At 61.0% G+C, this 16545-nt stretch carries 20 protein-coding genes; 10 read left to right on the forward strand and 10 right to left on the reverse strand.

Annotation, left to right across the window (positions count from 1 at the left end; all coding sequences use genetic code 11):
- Positions 1-3: 3 nt before the first annotated feature.
- The 7 genes from ACR0D8_RS01140 to ACR0D8_RS01170 all read right to left on the reverse strand — a co-directional run bounded on the left by ACR0D8_RS01140 (position 4) and on the right by ACR0D8_RS01170 (position 6159).
- A complete protein-coding gene (locus ACR0D8_RS01140; protein ID WP_475158483.1) occupies positions 4-1038 on the reverse strand; it encodes a threonine aldolase family protein in 1035 nt (344 codons plus the stop codon).
- Complete coding sequence (locus ACR0D8_RS01145) at positions 1038-1511, reverse strand: YcgN family cysteine cluster protein (RefSeq protein ID WP_480644088.1); 474 nt, start codon at positions 1509-1511, stop codon at positions 1038-1040. Before ACR0D8_RS01145 ends, ACR0D8_RS01140 begins: the two co-directional genes overlap by 1 nt.
- The gene (locus ACR0D8_RS01150; RefSeq protein ID WP_480644089.1) at positions 1508-2440 is read right to left on the reverse strand and encodes a bifunctional riboflavin kinase/FAD synthetase; all 933 of its coding nucleotides are present in this window, start codon (positions 2438-2440) and stop codon (positions 1508-1510) included. Before ACR0D8_RS01150 ends, ACR0D8_RS01145 begins: the two co-directional genes overlap by 4 nt.
- A gap of 58 nt (positions 2441-2498) precedes the next feature.
- Positions 2499-2942 carry a MaoC family dehydratase gene (locus ACR0D8_RS01155; protein WP_058275996.1) on the reverse strand — a complete coding sequence of 148 codons (444 nt, stop codon included), beginning with the start codon at positions 2940-2942 and terminating at the stop codon, positions 2499-2501.
- 100 nt (positions 2943-3042) lie between these two features.
- Positions 3043-3918: a TIGR01459 family HAD-type hydrolase gene (locus ACR0D8_RS01160; protein ID WP_480646334.1), complete on the reverse strand. Its 876-nt coding sequence runs from the start codon at positions 3916-3918 to the stop codon at positions 3043-3045.
- 228 nt (positions 3919-4146) lie between these two features.
- Complete coding sequence (locus tag ACR0D8_RS01165) at positions 4147-5067, reverse strand: manganese-dependent inorganic pyrophosphatase (protein ID WP_480644090.1); 921 nt, start codon at positions 5065-5067, stop codon at positions 4147-4149.
- 111 nt (positions 5068-5178) lie between these two features.
- Positions 5179-6159 (reverse strand): TraB/GumN family protein, encoded by a 981-nt coding sequence (locus ACR0D8_RS01170; RefSeq protein ID WP_480644092.1) that lies wholly within the window; start codon positions 6157-6159, stop codon positions 5179-5181.
- 124 nt (positions 6160-6283) lie between these two features.
- Here ACR0D8_RS01170 and ACR0D8_RS01175 point away from each other — a divergent pair, with 124 nt between their 5' ends.
- The 6 genes from ACR0D8_RS01175 (at position 6284) to ACR0D8_RS01200 (ending at position 12029) form a co-directional block, all read left to right on the forward strand.
- A complete protein-coding gene (locus tag ACR0D8_RS01175; protein WP_480644093.1) occupies positions 6284-6958 on the forward strand; it encodes a DUF2161 domain-containing phosphodiesterase in 675 nt (224 codons plus the stop codon).
- A gap of 153 nt (positions 6959-7111) precedes the next feature.
- Entirely contained in the window at positions 7112-7399 is a 288-nt protein-coding gene (gene groES, locus ACR0D8_RS01180; RefSeq protein ID WP_170352338.1) for a co-chaperone GroES, read from the forward strand.
- 62 nt (positions 7400-7461) lie between these two features.
- Positions 7462-9105: a chaperonin GroEL gene (gene groL / locus ACR0D8_RS01185; protein ID WP_480644095.1), complete on the forward strand. Its 1644-nt coding sequence runs from the start codon at positions 7462-7464 to the stop codon at positions 9103-9105.
- 120 nt (positions 9106-9225) lie between these two features.
- On the forward strand, positions 9226-10077 hold the full coding sequence (locus ACR0D8_RS01190; protein WP_480644097.1) for a DMT family transporter: 852 nt from the start codon (positions 9226-9228) through the stop codon (positions 10075-10077).
- Between the two features lie 30 nt (positions 10078-10107).
- A complete protein-coding gene (locus ACR0D8_RS01195) occupies positions 10108-10881 on the forward strand; it encodes an alpha/beta fold hydrolase (RefSeq protein WP_480644098.1) in 774 nt (257 codons plus the stop codon).
- Positions 10878-12029, forward strand: coding sequence for an alpha-D-ribose 1-methylphosphonate 5-triphosphate diphosphatase (locus ACR0D8_RS01200; protein WP_480644099.1), 1152 nt, complete (start codon positions 10878-10880; stop codon positions 12027-12029). The genes ACR0D8_RS01195 and ACR0D8_RS01200 overlap by 4 nt, the downstream gene beginning before the upstream one ends.
- A gap of 1 nt (position 12030) precedes the next feature.
- Here the strand turns inward: ACR0D8_RS01200 and ACR0D8_RS01205 are convergent, their stop codons facing one another.
- From ACR0D8_RS01205 to ACR0D8_RS01215, 3 genes are all read right to left on the reverse strand, one after another.
- Positions 12031-13098, reverse strand: coding sequence for a 5-(carboxyamino)imidazole ribonucleotide synthase (locus ACR0D8_RS01205; RefSeq protein ID WP_480644101.1), 1068 nt, complete (start codon positions 13096-13098; stop codon positions 12031-12033).
- Complete coding sequence (purE, locus tag ACR0D8_RS01210) at positions 13091-13579, reverse strand: 5-(carboxyamino)imidazole ribonucleotide mutase (protein ID WP_480644103.1); 489 nt, start codon at positions 13577-13579, stop codon at positions 13091-13093. The genes ACR0D8_RS01205 and purE overlap by 8 nt, the downstream gene beginning before the upstream one ends.
- A 76-nt stretch (positions 13580-13655) precedes the next feature.
- Entirely contained in the window at positions 13656-13880 is a 225-nt protein-coding gene (locus tag ACR0D8_RS01215) for a YdcH family protein (RefSeq protein WP_010441787.1), read from the reverse strand.
- Positions 13881-14044: 164 nt separating this feature from the next.
- Between ACR0D8_RS01215 and ACR0D8_RS01220 the strand changes: the two genes are divergently transcribed.
- From ACR0D8_RS01220 to ACR0D8_RS01235, 4 genes are all read left to right on the forward strand, one after another.
- Positions 14045-14458: an Hsp20 family protein gene (locus tag ACR0D8_RS01220; RefSeq protein WP_058275530.1), complete on the forward strand. Its 414-nt coding sequence runs from the start codon at positions 14045-14047 to the stop codon at positions 14456-14458.
- Between the two features lie 5 nt (positions 14459-14463).
- Positions 14464-14688, forward strand: a complete 225-nt coding sequence (locus ACR0D8_RS01225; protein ID WP_475158516.1) for a DUF1150 family protein — start codon at positions 14464-14466, stop codon at positions 14686-14688.
- A gap of 100 nt (positions 14689-14788) precedes the next feature.
- Entirely contained in the window at positions 14789-15676 is an 888-nt protein-coding gene (locus ACR0D8_RS01230) for a PhzF family phenazine biosynthesis protein (protein ID WP_480644106.1), read from the forward strand.
- Positions 15673-16533 carry a hypothetical protein gene (locus ACR0D8_RS01235; RefSeq protein ID WP_480644107.1) on the forward strand — a complete coding sequence of 287 codons (861 nt, stop codon included), beginning with the start codon at positions 15673-15675 and terminating at the stop codon, positions 16531-16533. The genes ACR0D8_RS01230 and ACR0D8_RS01235 overlap by 4 nt, the downstream gene beginning before the upstream one ends.
- The last annotated feature ends 12 nt before the right edge of the window (positions 16534-16545 follow it).

Below are 16545 nucleotides of genomic sequence, written 5' to 3' on the forward strand. Positions count from 1 at the left end.
ACGTCAAAGCAGGGACAGGAACCTGTCGATTTCCCCGGCGCTGATGGACCAGTCGCACACCAGACGGCAGGCCAGGATTTCCGCGTCGTCGCCCCCGTCCAGCTCTGCCCCCCACAGGTGATAGACGGCCCCGGCCTTGTGCAGCTGTTTGTGCCGCGCGCGCGAGAACCGGGCAAAGATCATATTGGCCTGCGGTTCGTGCAGGAACGAAGCCCCTTTTGCCCGCAACCCCTCAGCCAGCCGGGCGCAGTTGTCATTCGCCTGACGCGCCAGTTTCAGCCACAGGTCGTCCTGAAGATACGCCGCCATCTGAGCCGACAGATAGCGGTGCTTGGAAAACAGATGCGCGCCCCGCTTGCGGCGCAGCTCAAATTCCCAGGCCTTGGATTCGTCAAAGAACACGACCGCTTCGACCCCCATCAGCCCGTTCTTGGTGCCGCCGAAGCTTACGGCGTCCACGCCCGCTTTCCATGTCATCTCGGCCGGTGAACAGTTCAGCGCCACCAGCGCGTTAGTGAACCGCGCGCCGTCCAGATGCACTGGCAGGTCGTATTCCTTGGCGACGCCGCACAACGCCTGCAGCTCGGCCAGAGAATAAACTGACCCGCGCTCGGTCACCTGTGTGATCGACACCGGGCCCCGCTGAGGGCCATGCACGCCGCGCGTTTCCTCGGCCAGAATAGACCGGCGCAGGGCCTCGGGCTCCATCTTGTCGTCACCGGGCACCAGCGTCAGTTTCGCGCCGCTGTAGAATTCCGGCGCGTTGCACTCATCCTCGTGGATATGGGCGACGGGAGAACAAAAAACCGTCTCCCATGGCTTGGCCAATGTTGCCAGCGCCAGCACATTTGCGGCGGTGCCGGTGGCCACCAGATAGACCGCCGCGCCCGGCGCCTCAAAGATGCCCCGGATGCGATCGCGCACCTCGTTCATCAGCGTGTCAGCCCCATAGGCCATCTGATAGCCCTGGTTGGCTTCGTTCAATGCGGCCATGACCTGCGGGTGGACCGGGCCGGAATTGTCAGAAGCGAAATACATCAGCTGGGCTCCTCGATGATATAGTCTTCCCATTCTTCGATGGGCGTTTCGAACTCTGACACTGTGCGCCCCTGAACCGAAATCCCGGCAGCGTGCACGCTGTCCGGCGTACCAGATATCAACGGGTGCCAGTCGTAAAGAGGTTTCCCTTCCCACAGCAGGCGATAGGCGCAGGTCTGCGGCAGCCAATAGGCGTGATCGTCGATATTGTCCGGCTTCATCACGATACATTCCGGCACGAACTGGTGGCGGATGTCGTATTGCGTGCAACGGCAGGTTTCGTCGTCCAGCAAACGGCAGGCGACGCAGGTCAGCGCAACTTCGCCACTGTCCTCATCCTCAAGCTTGTTCAGGCAGCACTTGCCGCAGCCGTCGCACAGCGCTTCCCACTCGCGCTGGTTCATTTTGGTCAACGGTTTGCGTTCCCAGAACCGGGGGCTCAGGCCGTTGCGGTCGATCGGGTCGGTGGTCATAGTTCCGCCAGTAGGGCACGGGCCGTGTCGCAATCGGCCTCCATCTGGGCGACCAGTCCGTCCAGCCCGTCGAATGTCATCTCGGGGCGCAGGTAGTCGACCAGACCGACGGACAACGTGGTGCCATACAGATCGCCGGAAAAGTCGAACAGGAAGGTTTCAATGTTGGGAACCTCGCCCTGAAACATCGGCCGTGTGCCCACCGAGGCCGCGCCGTGGTAGCTGCCCTGATGGGGGCCGTCCAGAACATCGACAAGCACCGCGTAGACGCCGAATTTTGGCGGGTGCAGCCCTTCGATGGACATATTGGCTGTGGGAAAACCCAGTTCGCGCCCCCGTTGTTCGCCGCCTATTACCTCGCCTTCGATCCGGTGCCAGTGGCCCAGCATCGCCGCTGCGTCGCGCGGCCGGCCATCGGTCAGGGCCGTGCGGATCGCGGTGGACGAAACCACATTCTCGGACCGCTCCATCAGCGGGGCGATGGTCACACCAAAGCCCATCTGTTGGCCGAACCGGGCCATGTCATCCGCCGTTCCGCTGCGCCCCTTGCCGAAACAGAAATCGGCACCGACGACGATGTGGGACAGGCCCAGCCCGTCACAAATCACGTTGCGGGCAAACTCGTCGGGCAACAGCCCGGCCAACGCGGCGTTGAAAGGCAATTCATACAGCTTCCGCACCCCCAGCTTTTCCAGACGGTGCGCGCGGGCGTTGCCGCGCATCAGGCGAAAGGGCGGGGCGTCAGGCGCAAAATACTCCCGCGGATGCGGCTCGAATGTCAGCACGCCCAGCGGCGCGGACGGGGCCGCGCTGCGCGCCAGTTCGATCACCGACTGATGGCCGACATGCACGCCGTCAAAATTCCCGATCGCCACGCTGGCGCCGCGGTCCTGATGCTCGACAAACTGAAAATCCCGGATGATGCGCATGGCGTCTGCCTAGCGGGACTGGTGCGCTTGTTCAAGGGCCTGAGAGGTCAGAGAATCCTCAGTCGAATTTGCGTGACGGTGCCAGCACCATGGCTTCACCCACCAGCACCTTTTTGCCGTCGACCGCACAGTGGCAATCCAGCTTGACCCGGCGTTTGGCAAAGTCGATATCGATCACCTTGACCTCGGCATAAACCATGTCGCCGGGGCGGACAGGGGCGAGGAATTTCAGCGACTGGCCCATGTAGACCGTGCCGTGACCCGGAAGTTGTTCACCGATCACGGCCGAGATCAGCCCGGCAGTCAGCATCCCGTGCGCGATACGGCCCTCGAAAATCGTGTCGCGGGCATAATCGTCGTCCAAATGTACCGGATTCCGGTCGGTCGACACCTGCGCGAACATCTCGATATCTTCATCCGTCACCACTTTGCGCAGGTGACGGGTCATGCCCATTTCGATGTCTTCAATACAGATCGTTCCGCGTGGAAGATTGTCCAACATGTCGCCCTCACTCGAATCCTTCGGGCAACAAAAAAACATTAGCTACCCTGGTTGGGAAACTTTATTACTTCGCAAGCGCAGAAAATCAAGACATTTCTGTTCAGCGCAAACGACCAATCGTGTAGGTCGGATTGATATTTTCCCTTGCAATATAATCGGTTAGGGATTCGTGATGCGGATGATGCGTGGTTTTTGTTTCAGCAGCGGCCAATCCGCCGGAAATGAACAGAGAATCAATCCCCTCACCCATGCCGCCCAGAATGTCGGTATGCGGGCCGTCTCCGATCACCAGAATGTCGCCATCCACGATGTCATGACCCAGTTCCTGCAGCCTGCGCCGGGCCAGATCGTAGATCGGCGGGTGGGGTTTGCCGAAATACAGGCTTTCGCCCCCCATTTCGGTATACAGCTTGGCCAGTGCACCGGCGCACCATTCCCGGATTTTGCCCCGGTCGACCACGATGTCCGGATTTGCGCATAGCAGCTTCATGCCCTTTTGCTTGGCATAAAGGAAATCCGCGCGGTTGACCGAAGGATCCGCCATCGGATCAAAGGGGCCGCAGCACACGATGCCCTCGGCCTGATCCAGTGGCACACGCTCGATATGGATCGGGTGATGCAGCAGCTTCAGCGGTTCAAAGAACCCGGCGTCGCGCTCCCACTCTCCCATGAAATAGACTTTGTGGCCGACTTCACCGCGGTACATGGCCGACCGGGCGGAATCCCCGCTTGTGGCAATGGTGTCATAGGCATCGGCTGGAACGTTGAACTGCGCCAGTTGCTCGGCCACTCCGGCGCGCGGTTTCGGTGAGTTCGTTACCAGTACCACGACGCCGCCCTGCTGCCGGTAAGCCTGCAGCGCGGCGACTGCCTCGGGGAAGGCGGTGATTCCGTTATGCACACAGCCCCAAAGATCAACGAACAGCGCCTTGTAGCGGTCGGAAACTTCCGTAAGGGAGGAAATAATCTGGGTCATGGGCCCCTCATGTGGCACGTCGGTCAGGTTGGCATGGCTATGGCAGAGCTTGCACCGTTTGGCCAGAGGGGGCTCTGCCCCCGCCGCGGCAAGCCGCGACTCCCCCGAGGTATTTTTGGCCAGATGAAGCAGGGGGTCCATTCTTCATCCAGGGTTTTGTCTTCCACAGCGCGCGGCTGAGCCTTGTAAGAAAGAAAAAGGCGCCCCGAAGGGCGCCTTTCTGTCGGATCAGACCTTAAGGTTCGGTATGATCTGTTTCTTCCGGCTCATGACGCCGGGCAGAACCACCGCATCGCCGTCAACCGACGCGCCAAAGCTCTTTTCTGCAACGCCTTTCACCAGTTCGTTCGGCACCAGCAGGGTGGCTTCTTCGTTCAGGATGTCGACGACGAACAGCAGAACCTGATCAACGCCGTCTTCCTTGGCCACATCAACCATCGAGTTTGACAGGCTGGCCTTGCGGTCGAGTACGACGCCCGGTGCGGTGGTTTCCAGAACCGAAACACGGAACTTGGTGCCGTCGACCTCGTATTCCTTGCTGTCCATGCGGATCAGTTCTGCGTCCGAGAAGGAGGACACATCCGATTTCGCGGCAAACATGTCGGCGGCGTAGGCCGACACGTCCAGACCCAGCTCGGCGGCCAGCTTCTCGGCCACTGCGCGGTCATGCGCGGTGGTGGTGGGCGAGCGAAACTCTAGCGTGTCAGACAGGATGCAGGTCAGCGCCGCGCCTTTGATGGCCTCTGGCATTTTCGCGGCATCGTCGCCCATCAGGTCAACCATGATGGTGGCAGTGCAGGCCAGCGGTCGCACGGTGATGTCGATCGGACCTTTGGTTTCCAGACCGCCGACCAGCTTGTGGTGGTCGATGATGGCGCGGATATCGGCGCTGTTGATGCTGGCGGGCAGCTCGGCCGGGTTGTTGGTGTCGACGATGACAACGGGCGCGTCCGCTTCGACGTCGTCGATGATGCGCGGCTTGGGCAGATCCCAGCGCTGCAGCATGAAGGCGGCTTCGGTGTTGGGCTCGCCCAGCAGAACGGGCTCGGCCTGTTCGCCTTTGACTTCGTTCAGATACCAAGACCACAGGATCGGCGAGCCTGTGGAATCGGTGTCGGGGGATTTGTGGCCAAATACTAGGGTTGTCATGTCAGCGTCCTGAGGATGGAAGATTTGCGCGCCTTATAGGGCGGTCTTCCGGGGTTGTCACCCAGCGGAAGGCAGGATGCGACGGTTGGTCTGAATGTCGGCGGAATTCGGTCAGAAGGGGGCGCGGGTCAGTTGATAGCCTGCCTGCTGAAGCTGGTTCAGCAATCCATGTGTGTCACCCAGATGGCCTGCACCCACGGCAATGACCACCGTCTGATCCTGAAGGCGCAGGATCTTTTCCATCCAGTTGGCGTTCCGCTCGACCAGAAGCTGGTCTTCGAACCCTTTCCATTCTGCCTCGAATTCCTCGAGTGTCAGCCCGGATGCCTCAAGGCCCTGCATTTTGGCAAAGTGAAGGATCTGTGCGTGCCGCTCCTCCAGATAGGCGTTTGCCATTGTGATCAGTTGGTTGCCGTCGGATTGCAGCGCACCGGACAGGCGGCTCAGGGATTGCACCTGTTCCTCGATCGGATGGCTGTCGAATATGGCGATCAGATCCGATACCTGTTCCAGCGAATGCTGGGGGATGCCGTTCGCCTCGGCCACTTCGGCAATCCGCTTGTCCATGCCACGGTCGAAATCGGGCGTTGTCATCAGGCACGGCGGGATCCCAAGGATCATGCTGAGAAACCAGGGGCGCATCTTGGCGGCCATCCAGCTGGGAATACCCCGTTCGGACAAAGATGCGGAAAGCGCGGCCCAGTCTTCCGCAGGCATCAAATCGACCAAAGTCGGACCCGAGGTGATCATGACCGGGCTGAAATCCTTGGCCAGATCACTTTCGAACGCCTTCATGTCGGCGTCGGTGATTTCAAAGAAGAACGCATCCGCGTCGCGCAGGGTCGGTGTCAGCCTGTCAATCACATCACCCATCCGCGCGTCATTGGTGTGCAGGGTCCCTAAAAGGTGCAGAACCGTACCGTCCTTTTCCGCGATCCAGTGATTGCCCTCGGGGAAAAGCGTTTCACTGACCAGTTGGTCCAGCGTCGCCCGTTCCTCGGCAGTCAGGTCCAGCCGCAGATCCCGCCCTTCGCAAGCCGCATGAGCCATTGCGGGCAGCAGGACAAACAACAATAGGCAAAGCAGACGCATGGAGGTGACCCCGGGTTTTCAGGTTTTTGTCCCAAGACATAGCCACGCGGGCAGCGCGGGCGCAAGCCGGCGAATTCTTTGCGGCCTCTCTGGAAATTGCGGAGGATTTGCATAGCATGCGGTCATGAACCGCGAGCAGGACCTCTACCCTCCGATCAAGGCGCTGTTGGAGCGTCAGGGCTATACCGTCAAAGGTGAGGTTGGCGCCGCTGATATCGTGGCCGTGCAGGAGGGCAGTGAGCCGGTTATCGTCGAGCTAAAGCTGCGGTTTTCGCTGGCCCTGTTCCATCAGGCGATCACGCGGCTGAAAGTGACGGATCAGGTTTACATCGGTGTGTGCAAGCCAAAGGGTCGAACGGCCCGGCGGGCGTTAAAGGATAACCTTGCGCTGTGCCGGCGTCTGGGCCTTGGATTGATCACTGTGCGCGCCGACGGCGCGGTCGAGGTGCAATGCGATCCCGGCCCATATGCGCCGCGCAAGGACAAGGTCAGGGCCGCGCGGTTGCTGCGCGAATTCGACCGGCTGGAAGGCGACCCCAACGCCGGAGGTGCCACGCGGCACGGGATCGTCACGGCCTATCGTCAGGACGCGCTGAGATGCGCGGCGCATCTGGCCGAATGCGGGGCAACCAAAGGGGCGGACGTGGCAAAGGCCACCGGTGTGGCCGAAGCCACGCGTATGATGCGCGATAACCATTACGGTTGGTTCGACAAGGTCGCGACAGGCGTCTATGGGCTTTCTGACGCCGGGTATGAGGGCCTGAAGCACTGGGCTTATAGCTGGGAACAAGCTGACTGAGGCCTGCGGTCAAAAAAACCTTCACATCTTGTTGACTCGGGGTTTGCGACCCCCTAGCTATGCGTCGTTATCACTCGGCAGGTCCGAGTGCTAACGGCCTCGCCATCCGGCGGGGGGAGGATAAATAAACTTTGAGCCCAAGGAGCTACAAAGATGGCATTGAAACCGCTTCATGACCGTGTGCTGGTTCGCCGTACCGAAAGCGAAGAGAAAACCGCAGGCGGCCTGATCATTCCTGACAGCGCGAAAGAAAAGCCCAGCGAAGGCGAAGTCGTCGCAACCGGCGAAGGCGCGCGCAAGGACAGCGGCGAACTGATCGCAATGGCTGTGAAAGCTGGCGACAAGATCCTGTTCGGCAAATGGTCGGGCACCGAGGTTCAGGTCGACGGCGAAGAACTGCTGATGATGAAAGAAAGCGACATCATGGGGATCATCGAGTAAGCCCAGGCTTTCTCTGATCTTCACACGCTTTACCTCAATACAATTTCTCAAGGAGAAACAACATGGCTGCTAAGGACGTCAAGTTCGACACCGATGCCCGTAACCGCATGCTGGCAGGCGTCAACATCCTGGCTGACGCTGTCAAAGTGACCCTGGGCCCCAAAGGCCGCAACGTGGTCCTGGACAAATCCTTCGGCGCACCGCGCATCACCAAAGACGGTGTTTCGGTTGCCAAGGAAATCGAACTGGAAGACAAGTTCGAAAACATGGGCGCGCAGATGGTGAAAGAAGTCGCCAGCCGCACCAATGACGAAGCCGGCGACGGCACCACCACCGCAACTGTTCTGGCTCAGTCCATCGTCAAAGAAGGTCTGAAGCAGGTTGCAGCGGGCCTGAACCCGATGGACCTGAAGCGCGGCATCGACCTGGCGACCGCCAAGGTTGTCGAAGGCATCAAAGCCGCTTCGCGCGAAGTCAAAGACTCGGCAGAAGTTGCGCAGGTTGGCACCATCTCGGCCAACGGCGAAGCCGAAATCGGCCAGCAGATCGCAGACGCGATGCAGAAGGTTGGCAACGAAGGCGTCATCACCGTCGAAGAAAACAAAGGTCTGGAAACCGAGACCGACGTTGTCGAAGGTATGCAGTTCGACCGTGGCTACCTGTCGCCTTACTTCGTCACCAACGCAGACAAGATGATCGCAGAGCTTGATGACTGCATGATCCTGCTGCACGAAAAGAAACTGTCCTCGCTGCAGCCGATGGTTCCGCTGCTGGAGCAGGTGATCCAGTCGCAAAAGCCGCTGCTGATCATCGCGGAAGACGTCGAAGGCGAAGCGCTGGCGACTCTGGTTGTCAACAAACTGCGCGGCGGCCTGAAAATTGCTGCTGTCAAGGCACCGGGCTTCGGCGACCGCCGCAAGGCCATGCTGCAGGACATCGCAATCCTGACCGGTGGTCAGGTCATCAGCGAAGATCTGGGCATGAAGCTTGAGAATGTCACCATGGACATGCTGGGCACCGCCAAGAAAATCGAAATCACTAAAGACGAGACCACCATCGTCGACGGTGCTGGCGAGAAAGCCGAGATCGAGGCACGTGTTGCTCAGATCCGCACCCAGATCGAAGAAACCTCCTCGGACTACGACCGTGAGAAGCTGCAGGAACGCGTTGCCAAACTGGCAGGCGGTGTTGCTGTTATCCGCGTCGGCGGCATGACCGAAGTCGAAGTGAAAGAGCGTAAAGACCGTGTGGACGATGCTCTGAACGCGACCCGCGCTGCCGTTCAGGAAGGTGTTGTTGTCGGCGGTGGTGTTGCTCTGGTTCAGGCCGGTAAGGCCCTGAACGAACTGGAAGGCGCAAACGCTGACCAGAACGCAGGCATCAACATTGTGCGCAAGGCCATCGAATCGCCGCTGCGCCAGATCGCTGAAAACGCAGGCGTCGACGGCGCGGTTGTTGCCGGCAAGGTTCGCGAATCTTCGGACGCAGCCTTCGGCTTCAACGCTCAGACCGAAGAATATGGCGACATGTTCTCGTTCGGTGTCATCGACCCGGCCAAAGTTGTCCGTACCGCTCTGGAAGACGCGGCATCGGTTGCTGGCCTGCTGGTCACCACCGAGGCCATGGTTGCAGACCGTCCCGCCAAAGAAGGCGCGGCACCTGCAGGCGGTATGCCCGACATGGGCGGCATGGGCGGCATGATGTAAGCTGCTTGGGCCATAGTGCTTAGGGACGGGGTCGCCTTCGGGCGGCCCCGTTTCGTTTTTGTGGCGCGATGCATGGGAAAGTGAGTGTGCAAGGCGTGACGAAACCGCTATGCCGTTGAAATGAGATTGTTTCTGTTCACCGCTCTGACCATGTGCGCCTTTGCGGCGAATTCGATTCTGAATCGTCTGGCGATCGACAGCGGAGCCAGCGACCCGGCGGGTTTCGCTGTAGTCCGCGTGTTCTGCGGCGCACTGGTGCTGGCCGTCCTGGTTTTTCTCCGGGCCGGAACGCTGCCCCTGCGCAACCGGCGCAGGGTTGCCGGGGCAGGGTCGCTTTCCCTTTACATGATCGGGTTTTCGCTTGCCTACCTGACACTGGATGCGGGGTTGGGAGCGCTGATCCTGTTCGGCGTGGTGCAAATCACAATGTTCGCGGTGACGTCCGTGACCGGCAACAGCCCTTCGCCCCGGCAAATCGCCGGGGCTTCGATTGCACTTGCGGGGCTGGCCTATGTCCTGTGGCCGTCCGGGGCGGTACAGGTCAGTCCGGCAGGCGCGACGTTGATGGCCGCAGCCGGGATCGGCTGGGCAATCTATTCGCTGGTCGGTCGGTCCGAGCCGGATGCATTGGCCGGAACCGCTGCCAATTTCGTGGTCGCCTTGCCTGTGACCGCGCTGGCCTTGCTGGTCACCGGGGGAACGTGGCAAATGACGGCTGCCGGTTATCTGCTGGCCGCGCTGTCAGGGGGTGTCACGTCCGGCATGGGCTACGCCCTCTGGTACCGGGTTTTGCCACAGCTTGCGCCCACAACGGCCGCGGTTCTGCAACTCAGCGTGCCGATCCTTGCCATCCTCGGCGGGGTTGTACTGCTGGGCGAAATCGCCAGCCTGCGCCTGATCCTGGGGGCTGCGCTGGTGCTGGGTGGCATTGCGCTGGCGGTCCTGCGCCTGAAACCCGTGCAAGGGGTTTAATCGTCCCTCATTAGGCTTTATCTGGCGGCTATGAGATACCTGCTCGCCCTGATCCTGCTCCTTACACCGGTGGCGGCGCACGCGAAATGCGTTGTGCTGCTACATGGTCTTGCGCGAACCGAGGCATCGTTCACCGTCATGGAGCAGTTGTTCAAAGCACACGACTACAACGTCGTGCGCCCGGGCTATCCATCGACCGACCTGCCAATCCCGGAACTGGCCGCCCAGACCTTGCCCGAGGCGTTTGCGGGATGCGGCAAAGATACGGTTAACGTGGTGGCCCATTCGATGGGTGGCATTCTGCTGCGCTACTGGTTGCAGGACAATCACCCAGAAAACATGGGCCGCGTCGTCATGCTCGGGCCGCCCAATCAGGGCAGTCAGCTGGTGGATGAGCTTGGCGCGTGGGAGGTGTTCGGAATGCTGAACGGCCCCGCCGGGCTGGCGCTGGGCACCGGCCCCGAGGGGATCCCGAGGCAGCTGCCGCCGGTTGATTTCGAACTGGGCGTGATCGCGGGCGAAAACTCGCTGAACCCGCTGTTTTCCTCGATGATTGACGGCAGGGATGACGGCAAGGTTTCGATTGCGACCACCAGGGTTGACAGGATGAAGGACCATATCGTTTTGCCCGTGACCCACACATTCATGATGAACAACCCGCGCGTGATGGCGCAGGCCCTGCATTTCATTGAATTCGGGCAGTTCGATCCGCAGATCACCTGGCTGGACGGGGTGATGGATATCATCGACGAAATCTGCATTGGGCAGGATTGCTCGGAACCCGCTTCGGAGCCCACTCAATGACCGCATTATCCCTGACCCTGACCGGCGCAGAGGTTCTGCTGCCGGGGCAGGGCATCGTGCCCGCCGACCTTTCAATTGCCGGGGGGGTCGTCCAGCCGGACAGCGCCGGGCGGCAGATCGACCTGTCCGGATTTCTGGTGCTGCCCGGGATCATCGACCTGCACGGGGACGGGTTCGAGCGCCATATCGCGCCGCGCCGGGGTGCGATGAAACAGATGGACGAGGGTATCCTGTCGGTCGAGGCGGAACTGGCCGCCAACGGGATCACAACGGCGGTGCTGGCGCAGTTCCACAGCTGGGAAGGCGGTGTGCGCGGCCCCGAATTCGCGGGCCAGGTATTCGATGCCATTGCATCGGTCCGGGGTCGCGTCGTCACCGACCTGATGCCGCAATTGCGGTTCGAGACGCATATGCTGGACGACTATGCGGGGCTTCCCGAACGTATCGCCGCATGGCAGGTGCCCTATGTGGTGTTCAACGACCACCTGCCGCATAACCGTCTGGCGCAGGGCCGCACACCGCCACGCCTGACCGGGCAGGCACTGAAGGCCAGGCGCAGCCCCGAAAACCATCTTGCGATGTTGCAGACCATGCACGCCCGCAGGGATGAGGTTCCGGCGGCGCTGGATGCCCTTTGCGCGACTCTGTCGGAACAGGGCGTCCGCATGGGCAGCCATGACGACGCGACCGCCCAAACCCGTGCCGAGTGGCGGGAACGCGGGGCCTGGATTGCGGAATTCCCCGAAACGCTCGAAGCGGCCGAAGCTGCCCGAACCGCCGGAGATCATATCGTTCTGGGTTCTCCCAACGTGGTGCGCGGCGGATCACACAAGGGCAATGTCAGCGCGCTGGACCTGATCACGATGGGGTATTGCGATGCGCTGGCGTCGGATTACCACTATCCCAGCCCGCGCCGGGCAGCGCTGATGCTGGTCAGGTCCGGGGTGTTGGATCTAGCCGGTGCGTGGGCGCTGGTGTCGTCAGGGCCAGCCCGGGTATTGGGATTGCGCGACCGGGGTACGCTGGCCGCTGGCCAGCGCGCCGATCTGGTCATTCTGGATGCGCGCACCCACCGCGTTGCCGCCACGCTGGCAGGCGGGCGGGTCAGCTATATGTCCGGTGACATCGCGGCAAGGTTCGTCGGGTAGGTCACCGCGAAATGCGGTTGAAGTGGCCCATCTTGCGCCCCGCCTTGACCTCGGCCTTGCCATACAGGTGCAAAGCAACATCGCGTTCCTGCGCCAGTTCCGGAACGCGGTCCATATCGTCGCCGATCAGGTTCTCCATGACCACGTCCGAGTGGCGCTGGCCGTCGCCCAGAGGCCACCCGGCCACGGCGCGGATATGCTGCTCGAACTGATCCACCGCGCAGCCGTTCTGCGTCCAGTGGCCCGAGTTATGCACCCTTGGCGCAATCTCGTTCACGATCAGGCCCTCAGGCGTGACGAACAGTTCGACCCCCATGACGCCGACATAATCCAGCGCGTTCAGAATATTGGCGGCCAGCAGAACCGCATCGGTGCGCTGCACCGGTCGCAGGCGAGCAGGGACGGTTGTGGTGTGCAGGATGCCGTCGCGATGCACGTTCTCGCCCGGGTCGAAACAGGCGACCTGTCCGTCCAGACCACGGGCGGCGATGATCGAAACCTCGTGGCTGAACTCTACGAACCCTTCAAGGATCGAAGGTGCGCCCGCCATATCGGCGAGCGCAGTCTCAGCGTCCTCGGGCGCGCGCAGCCGTGCCTGTCCCTTGCCGTCATAACCAAAACGGCGGGTTTTCAGGATGGCAGGCGTGCCGATCTGCTCAATCGCTGCGTTCAGGCTGTCCAGATCGGTGATATCGGCAAAGGGCGCGGTTTGCAGTCCCAGCTCTTGCAGAAAGGTCTTCTCGGTCAGCCGGTCCTGGCTAACCCGCAGAGCCTCACGCCCCGGACGGATCGGGCGGTGGGCTTCGAGAATATCCAGCGCCTCAGTGGGAATGTTCTCAAATTCATAGGTGATGACGTCCACAGACTCGGCAAAGGCTTTCAGTGCCTCAGCATCGTCATAGGCTGCCGTGGTGACGCGATCGGTCACCTGAGCTGCGGGAGGACTAGCGCCGGGCTCATAGACATGGGTCACAAATCCCAGACGCGCGGCCGCCACCGATAACATACGGCCCAGCTGTCCGCCGCCCAGAATTCCGATCTTTGCGCCTGGTTTCAGTGCTTCACTCATCGACAGGCTCCTCAGGGATCGAGGCCGAAAGCGCCTCGCGCCACGCGTCCAGCCGCTGCGCCAGAGCGTCGTCCTGCAAGGCCAGAATACCCGCCGCCATCAATCCGGCATTTGCGCCCCCGGCTGCGCCGATGGCCATGGTCGCAACCGGAAAACCCTTGGGCATTTGCACGATAGAATACAGCGAATCGACCCCGGACAGGGCCCGCGTTTGCACCGGCACGCCGATCACCGGCACCCGCGTCTTCGAGGCCATCATCCCTGGCAGATGCGCGGCCCCGCCGGCGCCTGCGATGATAACGTGAAGGCCGCGCTGCACAGCGGTTTTGCCATATTCCCACAAGCGATCCGGGGTGCGATGTGCCGAAACAATGCGTTTCTCGTATGCAATGCCCAGCTCATCCAGAATATCCGCGGCTTCCTTCATCGTGGGCCAGTCCGACTGGCTGCCCATGATGATCCCCACTTTCACATCGCTCATCCGCTTACGTCCCTGCCTTCGGAAAGAGCGCGCACTATAGCCAAATCCGACTATGTGGCAATGAGGTACCGGGGTTTCAGGCGATGATATCCGGGGTCAGGCGGTCTTCGATCAGGCGTATGATGTCCTTGAGGCGTAGTTTCTGCTTTTTCAGCCGTTTGATCGTCAGTTGATCGGACGTGCCTTTGGCCTGCAACGCCTCGATCGCTTCGTCCAGATCGCGGTGCTGGCGGCGAAACACCTCCAGTTCGACCCTTAAAACCTCATCTGTTTTCATCGAAAGATCAGTGGGCGCATTCATTGGCGACTCGGTGTTGGTTGTGGTGCTTAACACACAAGATAGTGTGTCAGGGTTTATCCGGCCAGACCTTGTGGACATCCCCGCATATTCCCATATTCTATTCTACGCGGTTGCCGGAACGGGGCCGCACCACACGTCGCTTTGGCAAAAAAGGACGATAATACGTGTCAAAACTTACGCTTGGCTCATACCCGCATCTTTTGGGGTTCGAGCAGTTGGAACGCCTTCTGGAACGGTCTGCAAAAGCCGGAAACGAAGGGTACCCGCCTTATAATATCGAACAGACCTCGGATTTTTCCTATCGCATCACCCTGGCCGTGGCCGGTTTTGCGGAAGAGGACCTGTCGATCACGATCGAGGACCGCCAGTTGGTGATCCGGGGCCGTCAACGCGACGACAGCGAGGGGCGCATCTTTCTGCACCGTGGCATCGCGGCGCGTCAGTTCCAGCGCATGTTCGTGCTGGCCGATGGCGTCGAGGTGGGCGAGGCGATCATGGAGAACGGTCTGCTGCATGTGGATCTGACCCGCGCCGTGCCGGAAACTGTGGTGCAGACGATCAATATAAGAAAGGGGTAAGGGCAATGAATACACCGATTGAACTGAACGCCGAAGGCGATCGGATCGTCTATGTCAAAACGGTCGAAGTCGCTGATCTGCCTCGGGAAGTGCGTGAACAGGCCGGTGATCTGGATCAGCTCTATGCGGTTCACGATTCCGATGGCCAGCAATTGGCGCTGGTTGCCGATCGGAAGCTGGCCTTTGTTCTGGCGCGCGAGCACGATTTCTCTCCGGTGGCCGTTCACTGAAACGGCCCCGCCGCGCGCGATTTTCTCGTGACATCCGCCGCCCCGCGGGCGAGATATGCAAACCGACAGAGGTTCGCATGGCTGCAAGGGGGCGCGACACATGAGCTGGTTTGACTTCGACTGGGTAGACGCGTTCAGCGACCGCGCCTTTGGCGGCAACGGATGCGCCGTGGTTCATGGCGGGGCGGCCCTGTCCGAAGACGTCTGCATGGCCTATGTGCGCGAGACCTCTCTGGTGGAATGTACTTTTACCGGGCCGTCCGATGTGGCCGACATCCGCGTGCGCTATTTCCTGGCCAGCCGCGAAATTCCCTTTGCCGGACATCCCACAATAGCCACTGTCGCGGCGATGAAGTCCCGCGGGCTGTTTCAGGGCGATGCGGTGACGCTTGAGACCGGGGCAGGGATCGTTTCCATTCAACTGAACGGCGATGAGATCGAGATGACTCAGGTCGCGCCACAATTCGGGGCTCAGGTTCCTTCCGATCTGGTAGCTGCCGCTGTCAGCCTGCCCGAAGAGGCAATTATTTCGCCACCGCAATTGGTATCCACGGGCCTGCCTTTCTGCATCACGGTCCTGCGCGACCATGAGGCGCTGCGCGCGGCGAAGCTGGATCTGGCGGCGCTGCCCAAAGTGGCTGAAACAGCCGGGTATTCCGGTTCCGACATGGCCGAGCCTTTCCTTGTGACGCTTCGGGGCGCGACCGAGGCGGGGGATACGTTTTCGCGCCTGCTGATGGCGCCGCCCAGCCCGCCCGAAGATCCGTTCACAGGATCGGCAACCGGTGCGATGGCCGCCTATCTGTGGAAGCACGGGCTGATGCCCAAAGATACGTTCATTGCCGAACAGGGCCATGATATGGGCCGCCCGGGGCAGGCTACGGTCACGCGCGTCGGCCCCGCCGAAGCGATGACCGGCATCCGGGTGGCGGGCAAGGGGCATGTCCTGATGCGCGGCCAGGTCGATCTGCCCGAGCAGGCGCAATGACCGAACCGGCCATCGCCATCCTGCCCTATGGCCACCGGCTGGGGCCAAAGCTGGCATCGGTCCCTCTGTCCGAACTGATCTGGCCCGAAGGTTGCCCGGATCGCCTGCAAGGCAAGAGCGTGGGTGATCTGGAATCCACCGATCATCTGATCATGTACCCCAATTCAACCGTGCATCTGCGCCTGCGCCGGGGCACCCGCGCGCGCATTTCGTTGATGATGGGAGAGCCCTCGGCCATCCATGCCAAACACGACCGGATGCTGTGCTATACGTGGCGGCGGTTCTTCCGGGTTCTTACGTTCCACGACGTGCTGTTGCAGGGAATCCCGAACGCAGTATTCCTGCCCTATGGCGTAACGATGGTGCCGGACTGGCGCTACCTCAATGTCGAGAAAACCAAATCCTGCTCGCTGATCGCCTCGGCTAAGCGTGATCTGGAAGGCCACCAGCTGCGCCATTCTGTAATCGACTGGCTGCGCGAAACCGGTTCGGATGTTGAAATCATGGGCCGCGGCTATACGCCGTTCGACCACAAATCAGACGGGCTGGCCCCGTACCGCTATTCCGTGGTGATCGAGAATGTGCGGGAGCGGAATTATTTCTCGGAGAAGCTGACGGACGCGATCCTGTGCTCGACAGTGCCGATCTATTGGGGCTGCCCGAATATCAGCGACTTCTTCGATACGTCGGGCATGATCCTGTGCGAAACCGAAGCGGGTATCCGGCAGGCGATTAATGCCGCATCTGATAAGGATTTCGCCGCGCGCCTGCCGCATCTTCAGGCGATCCAACCCAAGGCCGCCGAATTCGGAGATTTCGAAGGACGCGCCGTCGCCGCCTTGCGCGCAGAGCTGTAACGGCACAAAAAA

Source organism: Ruegeria sp. BG10, assembly GCF_056538575.1.

Excerpts from the sequence above, each read along its gene's own strand:
- ACR0D8_RS01140 (WP_475158483.1), bottom strand. The coding sequence starts at position 1,038 with ATGTATTTCGCTTCTGACAATTCCGGCCCGGTCCACCCGCAGGTCATG.
- ACR0D8_RS01145 (WP_480644088.1), bottom strand. The coding sequence starts at position 1,511 with ATGACCACCGACCCGATCGACCGCAACGGCCTGAGCCCCCGGTTCTGG.
- ACR0D8_RS01150 (WP_480644089.1), bottom strand. The coding sequence starts at position 2,440 with ATGCGCATCATCCGGGATTTTCAGTTTGTCGAGCATCAGGACCGCGGC.
- ACR0D8_RS01155 (WP_058275996.1), bottom strand. The coding sequence starts at position 2,942 with ATGTTGGACAATCTTCCACGCGGAACGATCTGTATTGAAGACATCGAA.
- ACR0D8_RS01160 (WP_480646334.1), bottom strand. The coding sequence starts at position 3,918 with ATGACCCAGATTATTTCCTCCCTTACGGAAGTTTCCGACCGCTACAAG.
- ACR0D8_RS01165 (WP_480644090.1), bottom strand. The coding sequence starts at position 5,067 with ATGACAACCCTAGTATTTGGCCACAAATCCCCCGACACCGATTCCACA.
- ACR0D8_RS01170 (WP_480644092.1), bottom strand. The coding sequence starts at position 6,159 with ATGCGTCTGCTTTGCCTATTGTTGTTTGTCCTGCTGCCCGCAATGGCT.
- ACR0D8_RS01175 (WP_480644093.1), top strand. The coding sequence starts at position 6,284 with ATGAACCGCGAGCAGGACCTCTACCCTCCGATCAAGGCGCTGTTGGAG.
- groES (WP_170352338.1), top strand. The coding sequence starts at position 7,112 with ATGGCATTGAAACCGCTTCATGACCGTGTGCTGGTTCGCCGTACCGAA.
- groL (WP_480644095.1), top strand. The coding sequence starts at position 7,462 with ATGGCTGCTAAGGACGTCAAGTTCGACACCGATGCCCGTAACCGCATG.
- ACR0D8_RS01190 (WP_480644097.1), top strand. The coding sequence starts at position 9,226 with ATGAGATTGTTTCTGTTCACCGCTCTGACCATGTGCGCCTTTGCGGCG.
- ACR0D8_RS01195 (WP_480644098.1), top strand. The coding sequence starts at position 10,108 with ATGAGATACCTGCTCGCCCTGATCCTGCTCCTTACACCGGTGGCGGCG.
- ACR0D8_RS01200 (WP_480644099.1), top strand. The coding sequence starts at position 10,878 with ATGACCGCATTATCCCTGACCCTGACCGGCGCAGAGGTTCTGCTGCCG.
- ACR0D8_RS01205 (WP_480644101.1), bottom strand. The coding sequence starts at position 13,098 with ATGAGTGAAGCACTGAAACCAGGCGCAAAGATCGGAATTCTGGGCGGC.
- purE (WP_480644103.1), bottom strand. The coding sequence starts at position 13,579 with ATGAGCGATGTGAAAGTGGGGATCATCATGGGCAGCCAGTCGGACTGG.
- ACR0D8_RS01215 (WP_010441787.1), bottom strand. The coding sequence starts at position 13,880 with ATGAATGCGCCCACTGATCTTTCGATGAAAACAGATGAGGTTTTAAGG.
- ACR0D8_RS01225 (WP_475158516.1), top strand. The coding sequence starts at position 14,464 with ATGAATACACCGATTGAACTGAACGCCGAAGGCGATCGGATCGTCTAT.
- ACR0D8_RS01230 (WP_480644106.1), top strand. The coding sequence starts at position 14,789 with ATGAGCTGGTTTGACTTCGACTGGGTAGACGCGTTCAGCGACCGCGCC.
- ACR0D8_RS01235 (WP_480644107.1), top strand. The coding sequence starts at position 15,673 with ATGACCGAACCGGCCATCGCCATCCTGCCCTATGGCCACCGGCTGGGG.